Genomic DNA, 16,255 nt, shown 5'->3' with positions numbered 1-16,255 from the left:
CCTACCGGCAACCTGGCACCCGCCAAGGTAGGGTCGGTTCCCAAACGACTGCCAATATCCCATCCACACCCGGCGAACGCATGACAATCATCGCGGCCACGCACGGCAAAGGCAGAGCCGGCGTCGTTCAATGGTCATGTCGCCACCGCACGTTGCACCGGTATCGGCAGTCGACCAAGGTTCGACCCTACCGGAAATCTGGCACCCGCCGAGGTAGGGTCGGTTCCCAAACGACCGCCGATATCCCGTCCACACCCGACGAACGCATGACAATCATCGCGGCCACGCACGGTCACCGCAGAGCCGGCATCGTTCAATCGCAGGGCAGGGCCTGCGCCGTTCGACGGTCATGTCGCCACCGCACGTTGCACCGTTACCGGCAGTCGCCCAAAGGTTCGACCCCACAGGCGAACGCGGTGCGCGCGGCCTCCTACGCCGCCTGTGCCAAACGAAGGAACGCGTCGGCGGCCACCGGCCGGCCCAGGTGGTACCCCTGCAGCAGGTCGCAACCGAGATCGCTCAGGTACTGGCGCTGGCCGTCGGTCTCCACGCCTTCGGCGACGATCTGCAGCTGCAGCGAACGCCCCAGCGCGATGATCGAGGACACGATCGCGGCGTCTTCGGCGTTGTCTTCCAGGTCGCGCACGAACGCGCGGTCGATCTTCAGTTCGGTGGCCGGCATGCGCTTGAGGTAGAGCAGGCTGGAATAGCCCGTGCCGAAATCGTCGATGGAGATGTTCACGCCCATGTCGGTCAGGCCGTGCAGGATCTGCAGGCTGGCTTCCACGTCCTTCATGGCCGTGGTTTCGGTGACTTCCAGGGTCAGGTGGCGCGGATCCAGGGCGTGCTTTTCCAGCGTACGCCGCACCGTCTCCAGCAGGGAGCTCGAGGCGAACTGCAGCGGCGAGAGGTTCACGGCCATCGACCAGTCCGGGTAACCGGCATCGTGCCACTGCCGCAGCTGCGCGCAGGCCCGGTCCAGCACCCAGTCGCCCAGCGGCAGGATCAACCCGCTGCGCTCGGCCACGGGAATGAAGTTGTCCGGACTGAGCAGGCCCAGCTCCGGGTGCTGCCAGCGCACCAGGGCTTCGGCGCCGATCAGGGCCTGGCCATTGGCCGGGAACTTGGGCTGGTAGTGAAGTACCAGTTCGTCGCGCTGGATGGCGCGGCGCAGTTCCTGCAGCAGCTTGAGCTGGCGGTTGGCGCTGACATGCATCGATTCGGTAAAGAACGTATAGCCGTTCCGGCCCGAATCCTTGGTGTGGTACATCGCCGCGTCGGCGTGCGCCATCAGCGCCCGCTCGTCGGTGGCGTCGGCCGGGTACAGCGCGATGCCCAGGCTGGCGGTGACCTGCAGTTCCAGCGCGTCGATGAGGAACGGCTCGGCCACGCAGGCGATGATCCGTTCGGCAACCACGGCGGCATCTTCGGGATCGTCGACCTGGAACACGATCACGAACTCATCCCCGCCCAGCCGCGCGAAGGTGTCGTGACTGCGCAGCAATGCACTCACGCGCTCGCTCATCTGGATCAGCAGCTTGTCGCCGAGCTGGTGGCCGTAGGCATCGTTGATGGCCTTGAAGCCGTCCAGGTCGCAGAACATCACCGCAAAGCTGAACTGCCGCCGCTGCGCCTTTTCGATGGCCTGTTCGATGCGATCCTGCAACAGCATGCGGTTGGGCAGCTGGGTCAGGGGGTCGTGCAGGGCGGCCTGCAGCAGCTTCTCGTTGGCGTGGGCCAGTGAATCGGCCAGCAGGCCGGTGCGGGTGCGCATCTGGCGGTCGAACACCGAGGCCAGCAGGGCAATGCCGAGCGTGGCCAGCGTGGTGACGATGACCAGCACCGCCAGCCACTTGCTGTCCAGCCCGGCGTCCATCACCGCGCCGCAGATGCTGCCGGCGGGGAAGTTCGCCGCCGCCATGCCGGTGTAATGCATGCCCACGATGGCCAGGCCCATCACCACCGAGGCCATGCCACGCAGCAGCAGTGCACGGCGCTGTTCCAGCCGCAGCCGGAAGGCGATCCAGAGGGCTGCACCGGCCGCAACCACGGCAATCAGCAGCGACAGCGTGAACCAGAACGGGTCGTACTCAATGCCCGGCTGCATCTGCAGTGCGGCCATGCCCAGGTAATGCATGGCCGCGATGCCCAGGCCCATCAGTACCGCGCCGGCGCACAGCCGCGTCCACGGCAGTGCCGGGCGCGAGACCAGCCACAGCGCGTAGGCCGAGGCGCCCACCGATACCGCCAGCGAGAACAGGGTGATGCCCAGGTCGTAGCCCACCGGGATCGGCAGGTGGAAGGCCAGCATGCCGATGAAGTGCATCGACCAGATGCCCAGCCCCATCGCGGCGGCGCCACCGGCCAGCCACCAGCGGGCCACGCGCCCCTGGGTGCTGGCCAGCCGGCCGGCCATGTCCAGCGCGGTGTACGAGGCGAGGATGGCGACCAGCAGCGAGAACACGACAAGACTCTGGCTGTAGGTGCCGGTCATGGAAAAGCCTGGAAAAGAATGGAAGGGGCAGTCGCCCGCTGTGGTATCGGCATCGCCGGGCGGATCTTTAGCGATGGGGATCGGGCGGCGTCTCGGTTGCTGCGACGCGGCTCGGCTATCCTGCCCGACAACCGATGAAGTGGAAGTGGACATGGCCAAGCGACTCACCGCGTACGTCTGCAGTGAATGTGGCGCCGAATACAGCAAGTGGCAGGGCCAGTGCAGTGAGTGCGGGGTCTGGAACGTGCTGACCGAGATCACCCTGGAAAGCGCCACCCCCGCCAGCAAGGCCTCGCCGGCGTCGCGCCGCTCGGGCTGGGCCGGCAAGGTCGACGCGCCCAGGATCATGGCGCTCAAGGACGTGCAGCAGACCGAACACCTGCGGGTGAGTACCTGCATCGGCGAGTTTGATCGCGTGCTGGGCGGTGGCCTGGTCGAGGGCGCGGTGATCCTGGTCGGAGGTGACCCGGGCATCGGCAAGTCCACGCTGCTGCTGCAGGCGGTGGCGAAGATGGCCGCCACCCTGCCGGTGCTGTACATCACCGGCGAGGAATCGCTGTCGCAGGTCGCCGGCCGTGCGGTGCGGCTGGACCTGCCGCTGGACAACGTCAACGCACTGGCCGAAACCCAGGTGGAAGCCATCCTGCAGCACGCCAGCGTGGCCCGGCCGAAGCTGATCGTGGCCGACTCCATCCAGACCCTGTGGACCGAATCGCTGACCGCCGCACCCGGCTCGGTCAGCCAGGTCCGCGAGAGCGCCGCGCGACTGGTGCGCTTCGCCAAGGAAACCGGCACCGCCGTGTTCCTGGTCGGCCACGTCACCAAGGAAGGCGGCATCGCCGGGCCGCGCGTGCTCGAGCACATGGTCGATGCGGTGCTGTATTTCGAAGGCGAGAGCGGCAGCCGCTTCCGCCTGCTGCGCGCGTTCAAGAACCGCTTCGGGGCGGTCAACGAACTGGGCGTGTTCGCGATGGGCGAGAAGGGGCTGAAAGAAGTCTCCAACCCGTCGGCGATCTTCCTGTCCGGCGGCAGCACCCAGCAGCCGGGCAGCTGCGTGATGGTCACCCGCGAGGGCACCCGGCCACTGCTGGTGGAGGTGCAGGCGTTGGTGGATACCTCGCCGTTGTCCAACCCGCGCCGCGTCGCGGTAGGGCTGGAGCAGAACCGGCTGGCGATGCTGCTGGCGGTACTGCACCGCCACGGCGGTGTGCTCACCGGCGACCAGGACGTGTTCGTGAACGTGGTGGGCGGCATCCGGGTGCAGGAAACCGCGGTGGATCTGCCGGTGCTGCTGGCGGTCCTGTCCTCGCTGCAAGACCGGCCGCTGGCCGAGAAGACCATTGCCTTTGGCGAGGTCGGCCTGTCCGGCGAGATCCGCCCGGTGCCCAACGGCGAAGATCGCCTGCGCGAAGCGGCCACCCATGGGTTCAAGCGCGCGATCGTGCCCAAGGCCAACGCGCCCAAGACCGGCAGCGTGAAGGGCATGGAGGTGATCGCGGTGGAGCGGCTGTCCGAGGCAATTGAGGCGATCTGAACGCGGTGTTTCCGAGGCGCCCGCCGCGCAGGCAATGCGCGGCCGGGCTGTGCTAGTTTTCCTCCCCTGAAATCCTCGTTCCAGCGCGTATCCCGGCCAGGGTGCGCCCGCCAGAGAAAACGATTCCATGCAAGAGACTCCCCTGGATGTACAGGGCGCCAGCGAGATCCGTCGCGCGGGTGTCGACCTCAACGGATTGATGACTGTCCTTGGCAAGCATCTGTATTCCACCCCGGTGGTGGCACTGCGCGAACTGGTGCAGAACGCGCACGATTCGCTGGTGCGACGGCGCCTGGAACAGGCCGACTGGCAGGAGCCGGGCCGGATCGAGGTACATGGCGATGCGGTCAACGGCATCGTGCGCATCATCGATACCGGCGCCGGGCTGACCCAGCAGGAAATCCACGATTACCTGGCCACGGTTGGCGTGGGCTATACCCGTGGCCTGCGCCAGGCCGGCGAGGACGACGAAGGCCTGATCGGCATGTTCGGGCTGGGCTTCCTGTCCGCGTTCGTGCTGGCGCGCCGGGTGACCGTGCGAACCACCTCCTACCAGCAGCCGATGCTGGGCCACTGCTATGTTTCCAGCAACGCCGAGCAGTACACGGTGTCCCCGATGCCGGCGCGCGCGGTCGGCACCGAAGTGGTGCTGGAACTGCATGGCAGTTACGTGCACCTGGCGCAGGAGCAGAACCTGCGCGATATCCTCGGCCGCTATTGCGCGCTGCTGGGCGAGCCGATCCACATCGGCCAGGATGCGCGTGCGATCAACCCCGAGCCGCCGCCGTGGCGTCCGCAGGCCGGCGTGGTCATGCACCCGCTGCAGGCGCAGCGCCGCGGCCTGGAGTTCGCCGCGCACTTCGAGCGCAGCTTCGAGCCGATCGCCTGCATGCCGCTGCGCGCCGATGGCGGCAGCGATGCGGTGGGCCTGCTCTGGGTACAGGACGGCGCCACCTACGGCACCAGCGACAACCGCAATCTCTCGGTGTTCGTGCGCGGCATGCTGCTCGACGACGACGCACGCGACCTGCTGCCGCCCTGGGCCGGTTTCATCGGTGGTGTCATCGAATCCAGCCGGTTGACGCCTACCGCCAGCCGCGAGGACCTGCAGCGCGATGAAACCTACAGCGCCGTCCAGCATGCATTGGGCGAGGCGCTCATCGATGGGCTGGTGGAGATCGCACGGCAGCAGCCGGAGGCCTGGCGACGCATCCTGGTGCGGCATAACGAAGCGCTGCTGGGGGCCTCGCTGTGCGATGAGCGCCTGTTCCAATTGCTGCTCGAACACGTGCGCGTGCCAAGCTCGCAGGGCGACATCAAGGCAAGCGAACTGCCGTCGCGCGGTGCGGTCCACGTGATCCTGGACAGCGGCGGCGGTTTCGAGGAAATGCTGTTCCGCGCCATGGGCGTGCCGGTGGCGCATGGCAACCGTTACGCGGTGGTGCCGTTCCTGCGCCGCTGGACCCAGGCCAAGGGCATGCGCCTGGTGGAGCTGGGCACCGAACACGGCAACCGGGCGCTGTTCCGCACCGATACGCTGCCCGAGGCGGACATGGAGTGGCTGCAGACCCACCTGGGCGACGGTGAGCAATTGTTGCCGGCGCATTTCAGCCCGGCCGAGCTGCCGGTGGTGGTGGTGCCCGACCGCGAAGCCGAGCTGAAACGCCGCCTGGAAGACGACGAAAACGACAAGCGTGTATCAATGGCCGCGCTGCGGCTGGCGCGCCAGTTCACCGCCCGGATCGTCGCGCGCGCACCCTCGCGCCTGTACCTCAACCTGGACAACCAAGCCGTGCAGGCGTTGCTGGCGGCGATGCGCGCCGGCAACCCGCAGGCCGCGTCCGCCGCACGCCTGCTGCGCTCGCTGAAGGTGATCGTCAGCGCGCAGGGGCGCGCCCAGGACGGCGGCGCGGCCAGCAACGACCTCAACCGCGCGTTCGGCGACATCGCCGATGCCCTGCAGCAGATGCTGCAGGCGCGCTGATATTCCCTTTCTTCATCATTACGCACGGTAGGACGACACGACCGCATGGATATCTGGAACTGGGTGGAAAAACTGCAGGACGATCTTGGCGAAGCCGGGCAGGCGCAGAGCGCACAACTGCTGACGCGCTTGACCGACGAAGTCTGCGAACTGCGCCTGGACCGTGTGGATGCCCTGCTGCCCGAAGCGCGTGCGTTGGGTAAAACGCTGGGCAATCCGTGGCTGGACGTGTTCGTCGGCCATTGGGACATGCGCAACCGCGTCGGCAACCGCCTGGAAGGCGAGTCGGCGCTGGGTGACGCCGTGGCGCTGTTCGAGCGCGCGCACCGTGCCGACACGGTGGAGTGCCCGCAGTCGATCTGCGTAACCCAGGACCTGGCGGCCTGTTACGGCAACATCGACGGCCCCGGCTGGGTGCCCGAGCGCATCGAGGTCTGCGAGGAAACGCTGGCGCGGATCGATCCGAGCTGGGCATGCTTCCAGTGCCTGAGCTGCGAGAAGGCCGATGCGTTGCTGGACGACGGCAACAGCCAGGGCGCCCTGGATTACCTGGACGTGCAGGCCGGCACCGTGCTGGCGCATGGCGGCAAGGTGTACGACAGCTTCCCGGAAATGCGCATCAAGATCCTGCTCGCCAGCGGCCGCGCGGCCGAGGCGCTGGTATTGATCGACGCGCGCCAGGCCGAGGTGGATGCCGAGGGCGACTACGAGCCGGCAAACTGCACCATCCCGCGCAAACTGTCGCGTGCATGGGCGCTGGCGCAGCTGGGGCGCGATGAAGAAGCGCTGGAATCGCTGGTGCCATGGAACCAGTTGTCGCCGAACTACCGCCGCATGTGGGCGCATACGGTGGCGCTGCTGGTGCGCAACGCACCCGAGCGCAACAGCTGGGACCTGGGCCGCCGGCTCAGCGCGACCCTGGCGCATTACGCAGCGGTCGGCGCGCATCGCTTCGTGATCGAGATTGCCGGACTGTGCGTGGACATGGCGCTGCAGCGTGGCGCGGTGTGGACCGCACGGCGCCACTTGGCGCTGGCCCGGGAGCACCTGGGCAGCCTGCGCCAGGACCGCGGTGCCAGCGAGGCCGTGGCCGCGATGGCTGCGCGCCTCGATGCCGCCCCCGGCGCGGCGGCGTTGCCGGTGCCCGCCGAGGGCCTGCTGGACTGGCTGGTCGAACAGGGCGAGCAGGGCGACGGGCGCGACCCCGAACGCGAGGCGCAGTGGTTGCTGCAGGGCGTGGAGCAGCGCCCCGACGACGCGGCGATGCTGGATGTCGCCGCCTCGGCGCTGAATGCCTGCGGCGCCGAGGATGACGCGATTGCGTTGCTGTGGGCGTTCGTCGAGCGCCACGGACATGAAGATGCCCCCCCGGCGTACTCCTTGATGGGCCTGCTGGTGCAGCGTGGCGACCAGGCCGGGCTGGATCGCCTGGCGCAGCATTACCAGGCGCGGGTGCCGGTGTTCGCACTGTGGTGCCAGGCGCAGATGGCGCACAAGCTCTCCGACTGGCCCGCGCTGGAGCAGGCGAGCAGCGCGCTGCTGGCACTTTCGCCGCAGTCGCATGGCGCCCGCAACCTGCTGGCGATGGCCCTGATGGCCCTGCAGCGCTTCCAGGACGCGGCCGCGCAGTACCGTCACCTCACCGAGGTACTGGAAGAGCCGCGCAGCGCGCACTGGGACCACATGACCGCCGCCAGTGCCGCCGGCGACTGGGCCGCCGTGCGTGGTTCGGCAGCGGCCATCGGCATGGAACTGGAAAGCACCGAGGGCCCGGTCGAGGAATCCTTCGGCTGGGTGATCATCCGCTGCGCGGACGGCGGCGAGCCGATCGAATACTATGCGCGCCGCACCGGCCCGGTCACCGCGCGCATTGTCGAGAACGCGCCGGCCAACCGCCGCCAGCGCGTGAATGACTGGGTGGTGTTCGACGCCGAGCTGGTCCATCCGGCACCGGAGGACGAGCAGGAGCGCGAGCGCTTCATGCCCACCTACGCCGAAGTCCACCTGCTTCAGCGCGGTGGCTATGCAGGCAGCTGGCTGGTGGATGGCGTGCACCCCGGTGAAGACGCGTGGACCGCATTCTCCGAGGCCGTGGAGGCCCGGGGCTGGAAGCTGTGGACGCACAGCCCGGACGATTACCAGCTCACCGATGCCCAGGGCGACGATGCGCCGCTGCCGGGCGTGCTGTTCACCCTGGCGCAGCCGCTGGAACAGCCGCCGCTGGACCTGCACCGGTTCCTGCTCGAGGCCACCGCGCACTGGCCGCACCGGCTGTGCTGGCTGCGCCTGGCCGAGGCCTGTGGCCAGGACGAGCAGCGTCATGTGGACGTGATCGAGCGCTACGGTCTGTAAGAGCCAGGCCGGGTGCGCCACTGGGGCGCCCGGCCCATTCACAGGGAAGGGAACGGGATATGCGGACACGTGGTTGGAAAATGTGCGGTGGCATGGTGCTGATGGCGCTGTGCGTGCCGGTGGTACAGGCCGCGCCGGCCTGTAGCGATCCGGTGGCAGTGGGGCAGGCCTTCCTGAAGGCCAGTGCGGACGATTTCCTCGCCACCTCCCCGAGCGTGCTCACCCCCGGTTTCGCCCAGCTGCTGGCGGCCGAACGCGAATGTCAGCGGGTGGAGGAGGGCATCTGCCGGTTCGACAGCGATCCGTGGCTGGATGGGCAGGACGGTGAGATCGATGCGCCGCCGGTGTTCACGGCCACGCCGTCGACGCAGGCCACGCGCGTCACCGTGGAAGCGCGCTACCGGGTGTGGAAGGCCGCGCGGTTGACCCGCCTGACGCTGGCGCGCGCCGACGATGGCTGCTGGCGGGTGGATGACATGATCACCGACAGCGGGCAATCGCAACGCGCCTTGTTGTCGGCGCCCATGTAAACCATTGCCCGGGTCCCGCCCGGCAATGGGAACACCCGTAGTGCCGGGCTCTGCCCGGCAGCCCTGGATCAGCAGCCGGGCGTAGTGCCGGGCTCTGCCCGGCAACCTTGGATCACGCAGCCGGGCAGAGCCCGGCTCTACCAGACGGCAGCCGGGCAGAGCCCGGCTCTACCTGGAATGGCCGAACACCAGTTCGATCACGAACTGGCTGCCGAAGAACGCCAGCAGCAGCAGCGCCATCGCGGTGAGGGTCCAGTGCACGGCCTTGGCGCCGCGCCAGCCGTACCGGCGGCGGCCGATCAGCAGCGTGCCGAACACGATCCACGACAGCACGCTGAGCACGGTCTTGTGCACCAGCTTCTGGGCCAGCAGGTCATCGACGAACAGCACGCCGGTGACCAGGGTCAGGGTGAGCAGCGCGAAGCCGACCGTGATCACCCGGAACAGCAGGGCTTCCAGGTCGGCCAGCGGCGGCAGGGCCCGCAGCCAGGGGCGGAAATCGCGGCGGCGCAGCGCACGTTCCTGCAGCCACAGCATGATCGCCAGCAGCGCGGCCACGCTCAGGGTGGCGTAGGCCAGCAGCGCCATCCACGCGTGCGTGGCCAACTGCCAGCCCAGCGGCTTGCTCGGCTCGTGCCCATACCCGTGGTAGATGCACAGCACCGCTGCGGCCATCGGGAAGACCAGTACGCCCAGCGCGGCCATGCGCCCGCGCGCGGCCACCAGCGAGGTCAGCCAGGCCATGCCCAGGCCCACCAGCGACAGCGCGGCGAAGAAGTGCATGTCCGGGCCGCCGGTGGTGCGCATCGCCACCAGCACGTGGTAGCCGCCGTGCAGCAGCATGGCCGGCAGCGCCGGCCACAGCCAGGCGGGTGAGCGGATCGCGTCATCGCGGCTGACGGCGCGCACCAGCAGGGCGGTGGCGGTCAGGTACAGCAGGGTCGCGATGAGAACGATTGTCATCGTGGCAGTTTCGCATACCCCCGGGGTGCTGGCGATGCCTGCGGCCACGGGGCGCAGGTGCGGTCCGGGGTGCTTGGTGGACCCGCTATACTGTGCGTCTCTCTGTCTTTCGTTCTGAACAGGTTGCCTCCATGTTCGAGTCCCTGACCCAGCGCCTCTCCGGCACCATCGAGCGGCTGCGTGGCCGCGGTCGCCTCACCGAGGAAAACATCCGCGAGGCCACCCGTGAAGTGCGCATCGCGCTGCTCGAAGCCGACGTCGCCCTGCCGGTCGTGCAGGCGCTGGTCGAGCGCATCAAGGTGCGCGCCGTCGGCCAGGAAGTACTCAAGTCGCTGACCCCCGGCCAGGCGCTGATCAAGGTCGTGCGCGACGAGCTGACCACGGTCATGGGCTCGGCAGCGTCGGACCTCAACCTCAACGTGCCGGCCCCGGCGATCATCCTGATGGCCGGCCTGCAGGGTGCGGGCAAGACCACCACGGTGGCCAAGCTTGCCAAGCACCTGAAGGAAAAGCGCAAGAAGAAGGTGATGGTGGTGTCGGCCGACGTCTACCGTCCCGCCGCGATCGAGCAGCTCAAGACCCTGGCCGACCAGGTGGGCGTGCTGTTCTTTGCCTCCAGTGCCGACCAGAAGCCCGAAGCGATCGTGCGCGCGGCCATCGATGACGCACGCAAGTCGTTCGCCGATGTGCTGATCGTCGATACCGCCGGCCGCCTGGCCATCGACGAGGCCATGATGGCCGAGATCAAGGCGCTGCACGCGGCGGTCAACCCGGCTGAAACCCTGTTCGTGGTCGACGCCATGACCGGCCAGGACGCGGCCAACACCGCCAAGGCCTTCGGCGAAGCGCTGCCGCTGACCGGCGTGGTGCTGACCAAGACCGACGGTGACGCCCGCGGCGGTGCCGCGCTGAGTGTGCGCTACATCACCGGCAAGCCGATCAAGTTCGTCGGCGTCAGTGAAAAGCCCGACGGCCTGGACGTGTTCCACCCCGACCGTATCGCCAGCCGCATCCTGGACATGGGCGACGTGCTGTCGCTGGTGGAGCAGGTCGAGCAGCAGGTCGACAAGGACAAGGCCCAGAAGCTGGCCGAGAAGGTCGCCAAGGGCAAGAAGTTCGATCTGAACGACATGCGCGACCAGCTCGAACAGATGCAGAACATGGGCGGCATCGGCGGCCTGATGGACAAGCTGCCGGGCCTGGGCAACATTCCCGAGCACCTCAAGCAGCAGGTCAGCCAGGGCAAGGAAGTGCCGCGCATGATCGCCATCATCAACTCGATGACCAAGAAGGAACGCCGCAACCCGGGCCTGCTCAACGGCTCGCGCCGTGCCCGCATCGCGCGCGGTTCCGGCCTGACCCCGGCCGACGTCAACAAGCTCATGAAGCAGTTCCAGCAGATGGAAAAGATGATGAGCAAGATGGCCGGTGGCGGCATGAAGGGCATGATGCGCAGCATGAAGGGCATGATGGGGGCCATGGGTGGCCGCGGCGGCCTGCCGTTCCGCTGAGCACCCTGTGCGCGGAAGGCCTGCGGGCCCCACGCGCCTCTGCTTCAACGTAATGTCCGCATGCGTCATCGGCCTGCGCGGTTGCCTCTTGCCAGCGTCTTGGCCGGGTGATTGACTAGCCCGCTGTTGAACCTCTCAAAGGAATGCCCGTGAACAAGTCGATCGTGGTGGTGGCGCTGGTCCTGGCGCTGGCCGCCTGCAAGGACGACACGTCGGTGTCGCAGAAGGCAGGCAGTGCCATCAGCGGCACCGCCGCCGATTTCGTCGCCGGCCTGGGCGAGGGCGTGGATAGGCGCATGAGCGTGAGGCTGCAGACCGACCCCGGTCTGGCCACGCGCGGCCTGACCGTGACCCAGGGCAAGAGCCGTGGCATGGGCTCCAAGGACGCGGCGGTGTACGTGGTGGCCGACAAGCCGTTCAAGGGCAAGCTGGTGGCACGCGCGCTGGATGCCGATGGCACCGAGATCGGTCGGGCCGTGGTCGAAGAGGAATTCGCCGCCGACGACGCGCGCTATGTGACCTTCACCTTCAACGAAGAAATGGACAGCCAGCTGGTCCGCACCTACGCGGTGTCGGCGCGCTGAATCCTGCCGGCGTGCATGCCGGGCAGGGCGGTGCGGCGTATGCTGGCCGGGTCTGACCCTACAGGTGTGCCGCGCGTGAGTCTTTCGCCGATCCTCGAACGCGCCGACAGTTTCTGTCGGCGTTTTGCCTTGCAGGCCCCGATCCTGCTCGCCCCGATGGCCGGCGCCTGCCCGGTGCCGCTGTCGGCCGCGCTGGCCACCGCCGGCAGCATGGGCGCGATGGGGGCGGTGTTGTCCCAGCCGCAGGACATCGTGGCGTGGATGGACGATTTCCGCGCGCAGTCCAACGGCCCGGCCCAGGTCAATGTATGGGTACCCGACGCGCCGCCGCAGCGCGATGCGCAGGCCGAGGCCGCCACGCGCGCATTCCTGGCGCAGTGGGGGCCGGAGGTGCCGGCCAGTGCCGCCGATGCCGGCCCGGCCGATTTCAATGCGCAGTTCGATGCGCTGATCGCCGCGCGTCCGGCGGTGGCCTCGACCATCATGGGAGTGTTGAACGCCGGCCAGGTGCAGCGTCTGAAGGACGCCGGCATCGCCTGGTTCGCCTGCGCCACCACCTTGTCCGAAGCATTGGCCGCGCAGGCCGCCGGTGCCGATGCCGTGGTCGCGCAGGGCTTTGAAGCGGGCGGCCATCGCGGCGCCTTCGAGCCGGACGCGGCCGAGCGCCAGCTGGTGGGGCTGTTCGCGCTGCTGCCGCGGCTGGCCGACAACCTGCAGGTGCCGGTGATCGCCGCCGGTGCCATTGCCGATGGGCGCGGCGTTGCCGCCGCATTGCTGCTCGGTGCCAGTGCGGTACAGGTGGGCACCGCCTTCCTGCGCACCCCCGAATGCGCGATCGACCCGGCCTGGTCGGAGGCGCTGGCCGCGGCCGAGCCGGAAGACACCTGGCCGACGCGGGCGTTCAGTGGCCGCCTCGGTCGCGGGCTGGCCACCGCCTACGTGCGTGCCGCTGCCGGTCCTGACGCGCCGCCGCCGCGGCCGTATCCGGTGCAGCGTGGGCTCAGTGCGCCGATGCGCGCGCAGGCCAACCGCGAGCACCGCATCGACGCCATGCAGGCCTGGGCCGGGCAATCGGCCTGGATGGCACCGGCGCGCCCGGCCACCGAGGTGCTGCAGCAAATGTGGTCCGACGCACGGGCGCTGCTGGGATGACCCTGTACTGCAACGGCCACCACGCCAGCGTCGATGACCTTGCCGGCGCCTTGACCAACTACGGCCACTTCACCTCGCTGCAAGTGCGCGGTGGCGCGGTACAGGGCCTGGACCTGCACCTGCAGCGCTTGCAGGAGGGCACCGAGGCCTTGTTCGGCACCGTACTGGATGCGGCGCAGGTACAGGCCTGGATGCAGCACGCGCTGCACGCCGAAGAAATGCGCGATGCCGCGTTGCGGGTGACGGTGTTCTCGCGTGCGTTCGATTTCCGCCAGCCGCTGCGCCCGGTCGCGGTGGATGTGCTGGTGGCCGTCGCCCCGCCGGTGTCGATGCCGGCCACGGCGCGGCGCGTGCGTTCGGCGGTGTACCAGCGCGAGCTGCCGCACCTCAAGCATGTAGGCACCTTCGCGCTGTTCGAACAGCGTCGACAGGCGTTGCAGGACGGGTTCGATGATGCGGTGTTCGTCACCGACGACGGGCAGGTGAGCGAGGGCAGTACCTGGAACATCGCCTTCCTGCACGACGACCAGGTGGTGTGGCCGCAGGCGCCGGCCCTGCGCGGTACCCACGAGCGGCTGCTGCAGGCCGGGTTCGCAGCGGCGCAGCAGCAGGTGCGCCCGGTGGCGCTGGCCGAGCTGGACCGGTTCAGTGGGGCCATCGCCTGCAATTCGGCCGGGGTCTGGCCGATAGAAGCCATCGACGGGGTGGCCTTCACCCGGTCCGAGATGTTCTGCCAATGGGCCCGGGGCAGCCTGGAGGCCGCGCCCTGGCAGCCGCTGGGGGTCATCACCGGCGCCGGTTAGCGCGCTATTCAGCTTGGCCGGTCTTCACAGGCTTGGAATGGCGGCAGGCCGCCGCTATAATCGCCGGCTTACCGCGCCATCCTGGCGACTGGGCAATTGAGGAAACAACACCATGGTCAAGATTCGACTGACCCGCGGCGGCGCCAAGAAGCGTCCCTTCTACCACATCATCGTGACCGACTCGCGCAGCGCCCGTGATGGCCGCAACATCGAGCGCGTCGGTTACTACAACCCGGTGGCCCAGGGTGCGGAATCCCGCATCGTGCTGGACCTGCCGCTGGTCGACAAGTGGGTTGCCAACGGCGCCCAGATGACCGACAAGGTTCGCAACCTGTACAAGGAAGCGACCAAGGCCCAGGCCTCGGCGGCCTGATCCTGAAGGGCCGCGCCTGCCGCGGCCCATTCGGTCTATTCAGATGAAAGATACCGAGCGCCGGATCCTGCTGGGCAGGATTGTCGGCGCTTTTGGTGTGCGAGGCGAGATCAAGCTCGAGTCCTGGACCGAGCCGCGTACCGCCATTTTCAACTATCAGCCCTGGATCCTGCGTACGCCCGCCGGCCAGGAGAGCACCCTGACCGGGGCACGCGGACGTCAGTCCGGCAAGCATCTGGTCGCGGTGTTTCCGGGCATCACCGACCGCGATGTGGTCGAGTCGATGTACGGAACCGAAGTCTATGTATCGCGCAGCGCACTGCCGCCGCCGAAGGCCGACGAGTATTACTGGGTCGACCTCGAAGGCTTGCAGGTGCGTACCGTTGACGGCGTCGAACTGGGGCGGGCTTCGCACCTGTTCTCGACCGGCTCCAACGATGTGCTGGTGGTGCAGGGCGACCGTGAGCGGATGATTCCGTTCGTGCAGCCCGAATTCGTTGTCTCGGTGGATTTCGAGACCAACCTGATCGTGGTCGACTGGGACCCGGAGTTCTGATCCGGTGAGAATCGACGTCATCACGTTGTTCCCCGAGTTCATGGCACAGTCGGCCGCGCTGGGCGTGGTCGGCCGTGCCGCCGAGCGCGGCCTGCTCGACCTGCATGGCTGGAATCCGCGTGACTATGCCGAAGGCAACTACCGCCGGGTGGACGACCGTCCGTTCGGCGGCGGCCCCGGCATGGTCATGCTGATCGAGCCGCTGCGCGCCTGCCTGGCCGCGGCCAAGGCGGCCGATCCGGCGCCTGCGCCGGTGATCTACCTCAGCCCGCAGGGTGCGCCGCTGACCCAGGCCAAGGTTCGCGAGCTGGCCGCGTTGCCGCGCATGATCCTGCTGTGCGGGCGGTATGAAGGCATCGATGAGCGGTTCCTCGATGCGGAAGTCAGCGAGGAAATCTCGATCGGCGATTACGTCCTGTCCGGCGGTGAGCTGGGTGCGGCGGTGATCGTCGATGCCGTCACCCGGTTGCAGGAGGGCGCCCTGGGCGATGCCGAATCGGCCGCGCAGGACAGTTTCGAAGGCCCGCAGGGGCTGCTGGACTGCCCACACTTCAGCCACCCGGCCCAGCATGAATGGGGCACTGTCCCGGATGTGCTGCGTTCGGGCAACCATGCCGCCATCGCCCGCTGGCGCCGCCAGCAGTCGCTGCTGCGGACCGCAACCCGGCGGCCGGACCTGCTTGACGAGGCCCAGCTGTCCAAGGCCGACCGGATTCTGCTCGCGCAGGCCCGGCAGGCCCTTGCCGACGACCCTTCCCCCTAGCGCGGGGCGGGAATCTTCGGTTATCATTGGCGATTCCCATCAGGCCGTTGCGCCCGATGGTGGAAACCCTACAAAAAACGTGCAGCACAGTCCGGTGACTGCATGAGCCCACGTTGTCGAACGACACGACCACCCGAACACTATCGGTGCACCCATGAGCAAGCTGAACAAAACCATCCTTGCGGATTTCGAATCCGCCCAGATCACCCGCGAGCTGCCGAAGTTCAGCCAGGGTGACACCGTCGTCGTCAACGTGAAGGTCAAGGAAGGCAACCGTGAGCGCGTCCAGGCTTACGAAGGCGTCGTGATCGGCACCAAGAACGCCGGCCTGAACTCCGCTTTCACCGTCCGCAAGATCTCGCACGGCTACGGCGTCGAGCGCGTGTTCCAGACCCACAGCGCCATCATCGACTCGGTCGAAGTGAAGCGTCGTGGTAAGGTCCGCGCCGGTAAGCTTTACTACCTGCGTGGCCTGGAAGGCAAGGCTGCCCGCATCAAGGAAGATCTGGCTGCCGCTGCGCAGGCCAAGCAGGCCCGCCTGGCTGCTGCCAAGGCTGCCCAGTAATACCGCGCCGACAACCCCGGTTGTCGCGCAACGAACGGCCACCTTCGGGTGGCCGTTTGCGTTTGTGGCGCAGGCCAACGGCGTGGGCATG

The 16,255-nt window shown here is 68.0% G+C and carries 14 protein-coding genes; 12 read left to right on the top strand and 2 right to left on the bottom strand.

Annotation, left to right across the window (positions count from 1 at the left end; genetic code table 11):
* Positions 1 to 430 precede the first annotated feature (430 nt).
* Positions 431 to 2,494 (bottom strand): putative bifunctional diguanylate cyclase/phosphodiesterase, encoded by a 2,064-nt coding sequence (locus tag AC1DCJ_RS03090; RefSeq protein ID WP_478070054.1) that lies wholly within the window; start codon positions 2,492 to 2,494, stop codon positions 431 to 433.
* Between the two features lie 151 nt (positions 2,495 to 2,645).
* On the opposite strand from AC1DCJ_RS03090, the gene radA reads away from it, so the two are divergent.
* The 4 genes from radA to AC1DCJ_RS03070 all read left to right on the top strand — a co-directional run bounded on the left by radA (position 2,646) and on the right by AC1DCJ_RS03070 (position 8,894).
* Entirely contained in the window at positions 2,646 to 4,028 is a 1,383-nt protein-coding gene (gene radA, locus AC1DCJ_RS03085) for a DNA repair protein RadA (protein ID WP_141057218.1), read from the top strand.
* 127 nt (positions 4,029 to 4,155) lie between these two features.
* A complete protein-coding gene (locus tag AC1DCJ_RS03080; RefSeq protein WP_478070053.1) occupies positions 4,156 to 6,012 on the top strand; it encodes an ATP-binding protein in 1,857 nt (618 codons plus the stop codon).
* A gap of 45 nt (positions 6,013 to 6,057) precedes the next feature.
* On the top strand, positions 6,058 to 8,364 hold the full coding sequence (locus AC1DCJ_RS03075; RefSeq protein ID WP_478070052.1) for a hypothetical protein: 2,307 nt from the start codon (positions 6,058 to 6,060) through the stop codon (positions 8,362 to 8,364).
* 59 nt (positions 8,365 to 8,423) lie between these two features.
* Entirely contained in the window at positions 8,424 to 8,894 is a 471-nt protein-coding gene (locus AC1DCJ_RS03070; protein ID WP_478070051.1) for a hypothetical protein, read from the top strand.
* A 168-nt stretch (positions 8,895 to 9,062) separates the two neighbouring features.
* On the opposite strand, the gene AC1DCJ_RS03065 is transcribed toward AC1DCJ_RS03070, so the two are convergent.
* The gene (locus tag AC1DCJ_RS03065; protein WP_038689637.1) at positions 9,063 to 9,857 is read right to left on the bottom strand and encodes a cytochrome C assembly family protein; all 795 of its coding nucleotides are present in this window, start codon (positions 9,855 to 9,857) and stop codon (positions 9,063 to 9,065) included.
* A gap of 131 nt (positions 9,858 to 9,988) precedes the next feature.
* Between AC1DCJ_RS03065 and ffh the strand changes: the two genes are divergently transcribed.
* The 8 genes from ffh (at position 9,989) to rplS (ending at position 16,164) form a co-directional block, all read left to right on the top strand.
* Entirely contained in the window at positions 9,989 to 11,368 is a 1,380-nt protein-coding gene (ffh, locus tag AC1DCJ_RS03060; RefSeq protein WP_137188929.1) for a signal recognition particle protein, read from the top strand.
* A 149-nt stretch (positions 11,369 to 11,517) separates the two neighbouring features.
* Complete coding sequence (locus AC1DCJ_RS03055) at positions 11,518 to 11,952, top strand: hypothetical protein (protein ID WP_478070050.1); 435 nt, start codon at positions 11,518 to 11,520, stop codon at positions 11,950 to 11,952.
* A 75-nt stretch (positions 11,953 to 12,027) separates the two neighbouring features.
* The gene (locus AC1DCJ_RS03050) at positions 12,028 to 13,104 is read left to right on the top strand and encodes an NAD(P)H-dependent flavin oxidoreductase (RefSeq protein ID WP_478070049.1); all 1,077 of its coding nucleotides are present in this window, start codon (positions 12,028 to 12,030) and stop codon (positions 13,102 to 13,104) included.
* Positions 13,101 to 13,907: an aminotransferase class IV family protein gene (locus AC1DCJ_RS03045; RefSeq protein WP_478070048.1), complete on the top strand. Its 807-nt coding sequence runs from the start codon at positions 13,101 to 13,103 to the stop codon at positions 13,905 to 13,907. Before AC1DCJ_RS03050 ends, AC1DCJ_RS03045 begins: the two co-directional genes overlap by 4 nt.
* A gap of 112 nt (positions 13,908 to 14,019) precedes the next feature.
* Positions 14,020 to 14,280 (top strand): 30S ribosomal protein S16, encoded by a 261-nt coding sequence (gene rpsP / locus AC1DCJ_RS03040; RefSeq protein ID WP_017356068.1) that lies wholly within the window; start codon positions 14,020 to 14,022, stop codon positions 14,278 to 14,280.
* Positions 14,281 to 14,323: 43 nt separating this feature from the next.
* Positions 14,324 to 14,836 carry a ribosome maturation factor RimM gene (rimM, locus tag AC1DCJ_RS03035; RefSeq protein WP_038689629.1) on the top strand — a complete coding sequence of 171 codons (513 nt, stop codon included), beginning with the start codon at positions 14,324 to 14,326 and terminating at the stop codon, positions 14,834 to 14,836.
* Between the two features lie 4 nt (positions 14,837 to 14,840).
* Entirely contained in the window at positions 14,841 to 15,599 is a 759-nt protein-coding gene (trmD, locus tag AC1DCJ_RS03030) for a tRNA (guanosine(37)-N1)-methyltransferase TrmD (protein WP_038689627.1), read from the top strand.
* Between the two features lie 154 nt (positions 15,600 to 15,753).
* Positions 15,754 to 16,164, top strand: a complete 411-nt coding sequence (gene rplS / locus AC1DCJ_RS03025) for a 50S ribosomal protein L19 (RefSeq protein WP_038689625.1) — start codon at positions 15,754 to 15,756, stop codon at positions 16,162 to 16,164.
* Positions 16,165 to 16,255 lie beyond the last annotated feature (91 nt).

The sequence above is a fragment of the Stenotrophomonas sp. 10N36 genome (assembly GCF_056395005.1).
The sequence above is the reverse complement of the archived record's forward strand: the minus strand, read 5'-3'. Positions and strand labels throughout refer to the sequence as shown.

Bases quoted from the DNA above. Each gene is read 5' to 3' on its own strand.
- AC1DCJ_RS03090 (WP_478070054.1), bottom strand. From the start codon at position 2,494: ATGACCGGCACCTACAGCCAGAGTCTTGTCGTGTTCTCGCTGCTGGTC.
- radA (WP_141057218.1), top strand. From the start codon at position 2,646: ATGGCCAAGCGACTCACCGCGTACGTCTGCAGTGAATGTGGCGCCGAA.
- AC1DCJ_RS03080 (WP_478070053.1), top strand. From the start codon at position 4,156: ATGCAAGAGACTCCCCTGGATGTACAGGGCGCCAGCGAGATCCGTCGC.
- AC1DCJ_RS03075 (WP_478070052.1), top strand. From the start codon at position 6,058: ATGGATATCTGGAACTGGGTGGAAAAACTGCAGGACGATCTTGGCGAA.
- AC1DCJ_RS03070 (WP_478070051.1), top strand. From the start codon at position 8,424: ATGCGGACACGTGGTTGGAAAATGTGCGGTGGCATGGTGCTGATGGCG.
- AC1DCJ_RS03065 (WP_038689637.1), bottom strand. From the start codon at position 9,857: ATGACAATCGTTCTCATCGCGACCCTGCTGTACCTGACCGCCACCGCC.
- ffh (WP_137188929.1), top strand. From the start codon at position 9,989: ATGTTCGAGTCCCTGACCCAGCGCCTCTCCGGCACCATCGAGCGGCTG.
- AC1DCJ_RS03045 (WP_478070048.1), top strand. From the start codon at position 13,101: ATGACCCTGTACTGCAACGGCCACCACGCCAGCGTCGATGACCTTGCC.
- rpsP (WP_017356068.1), top strand. From the start codon at position 14,020: ATGGTCAAGATTCGACTGACCCGCGGCGGCGCCAAGAAGCGTCCCTTC.
- rimM (WP_038689629.1), top strand. From the start codon at position 14,324: ATGAAAGATACCGAGCGCCGGATCCTGCTGGGCAGGATTGTCGGCGCT.
- rplS (WP_038689625.1), top strand. From the start codon at position 15,754: ATGAGCAAGCTGAACAAAACCATCCTTGCGGATTTCGAATCCGCCCAG.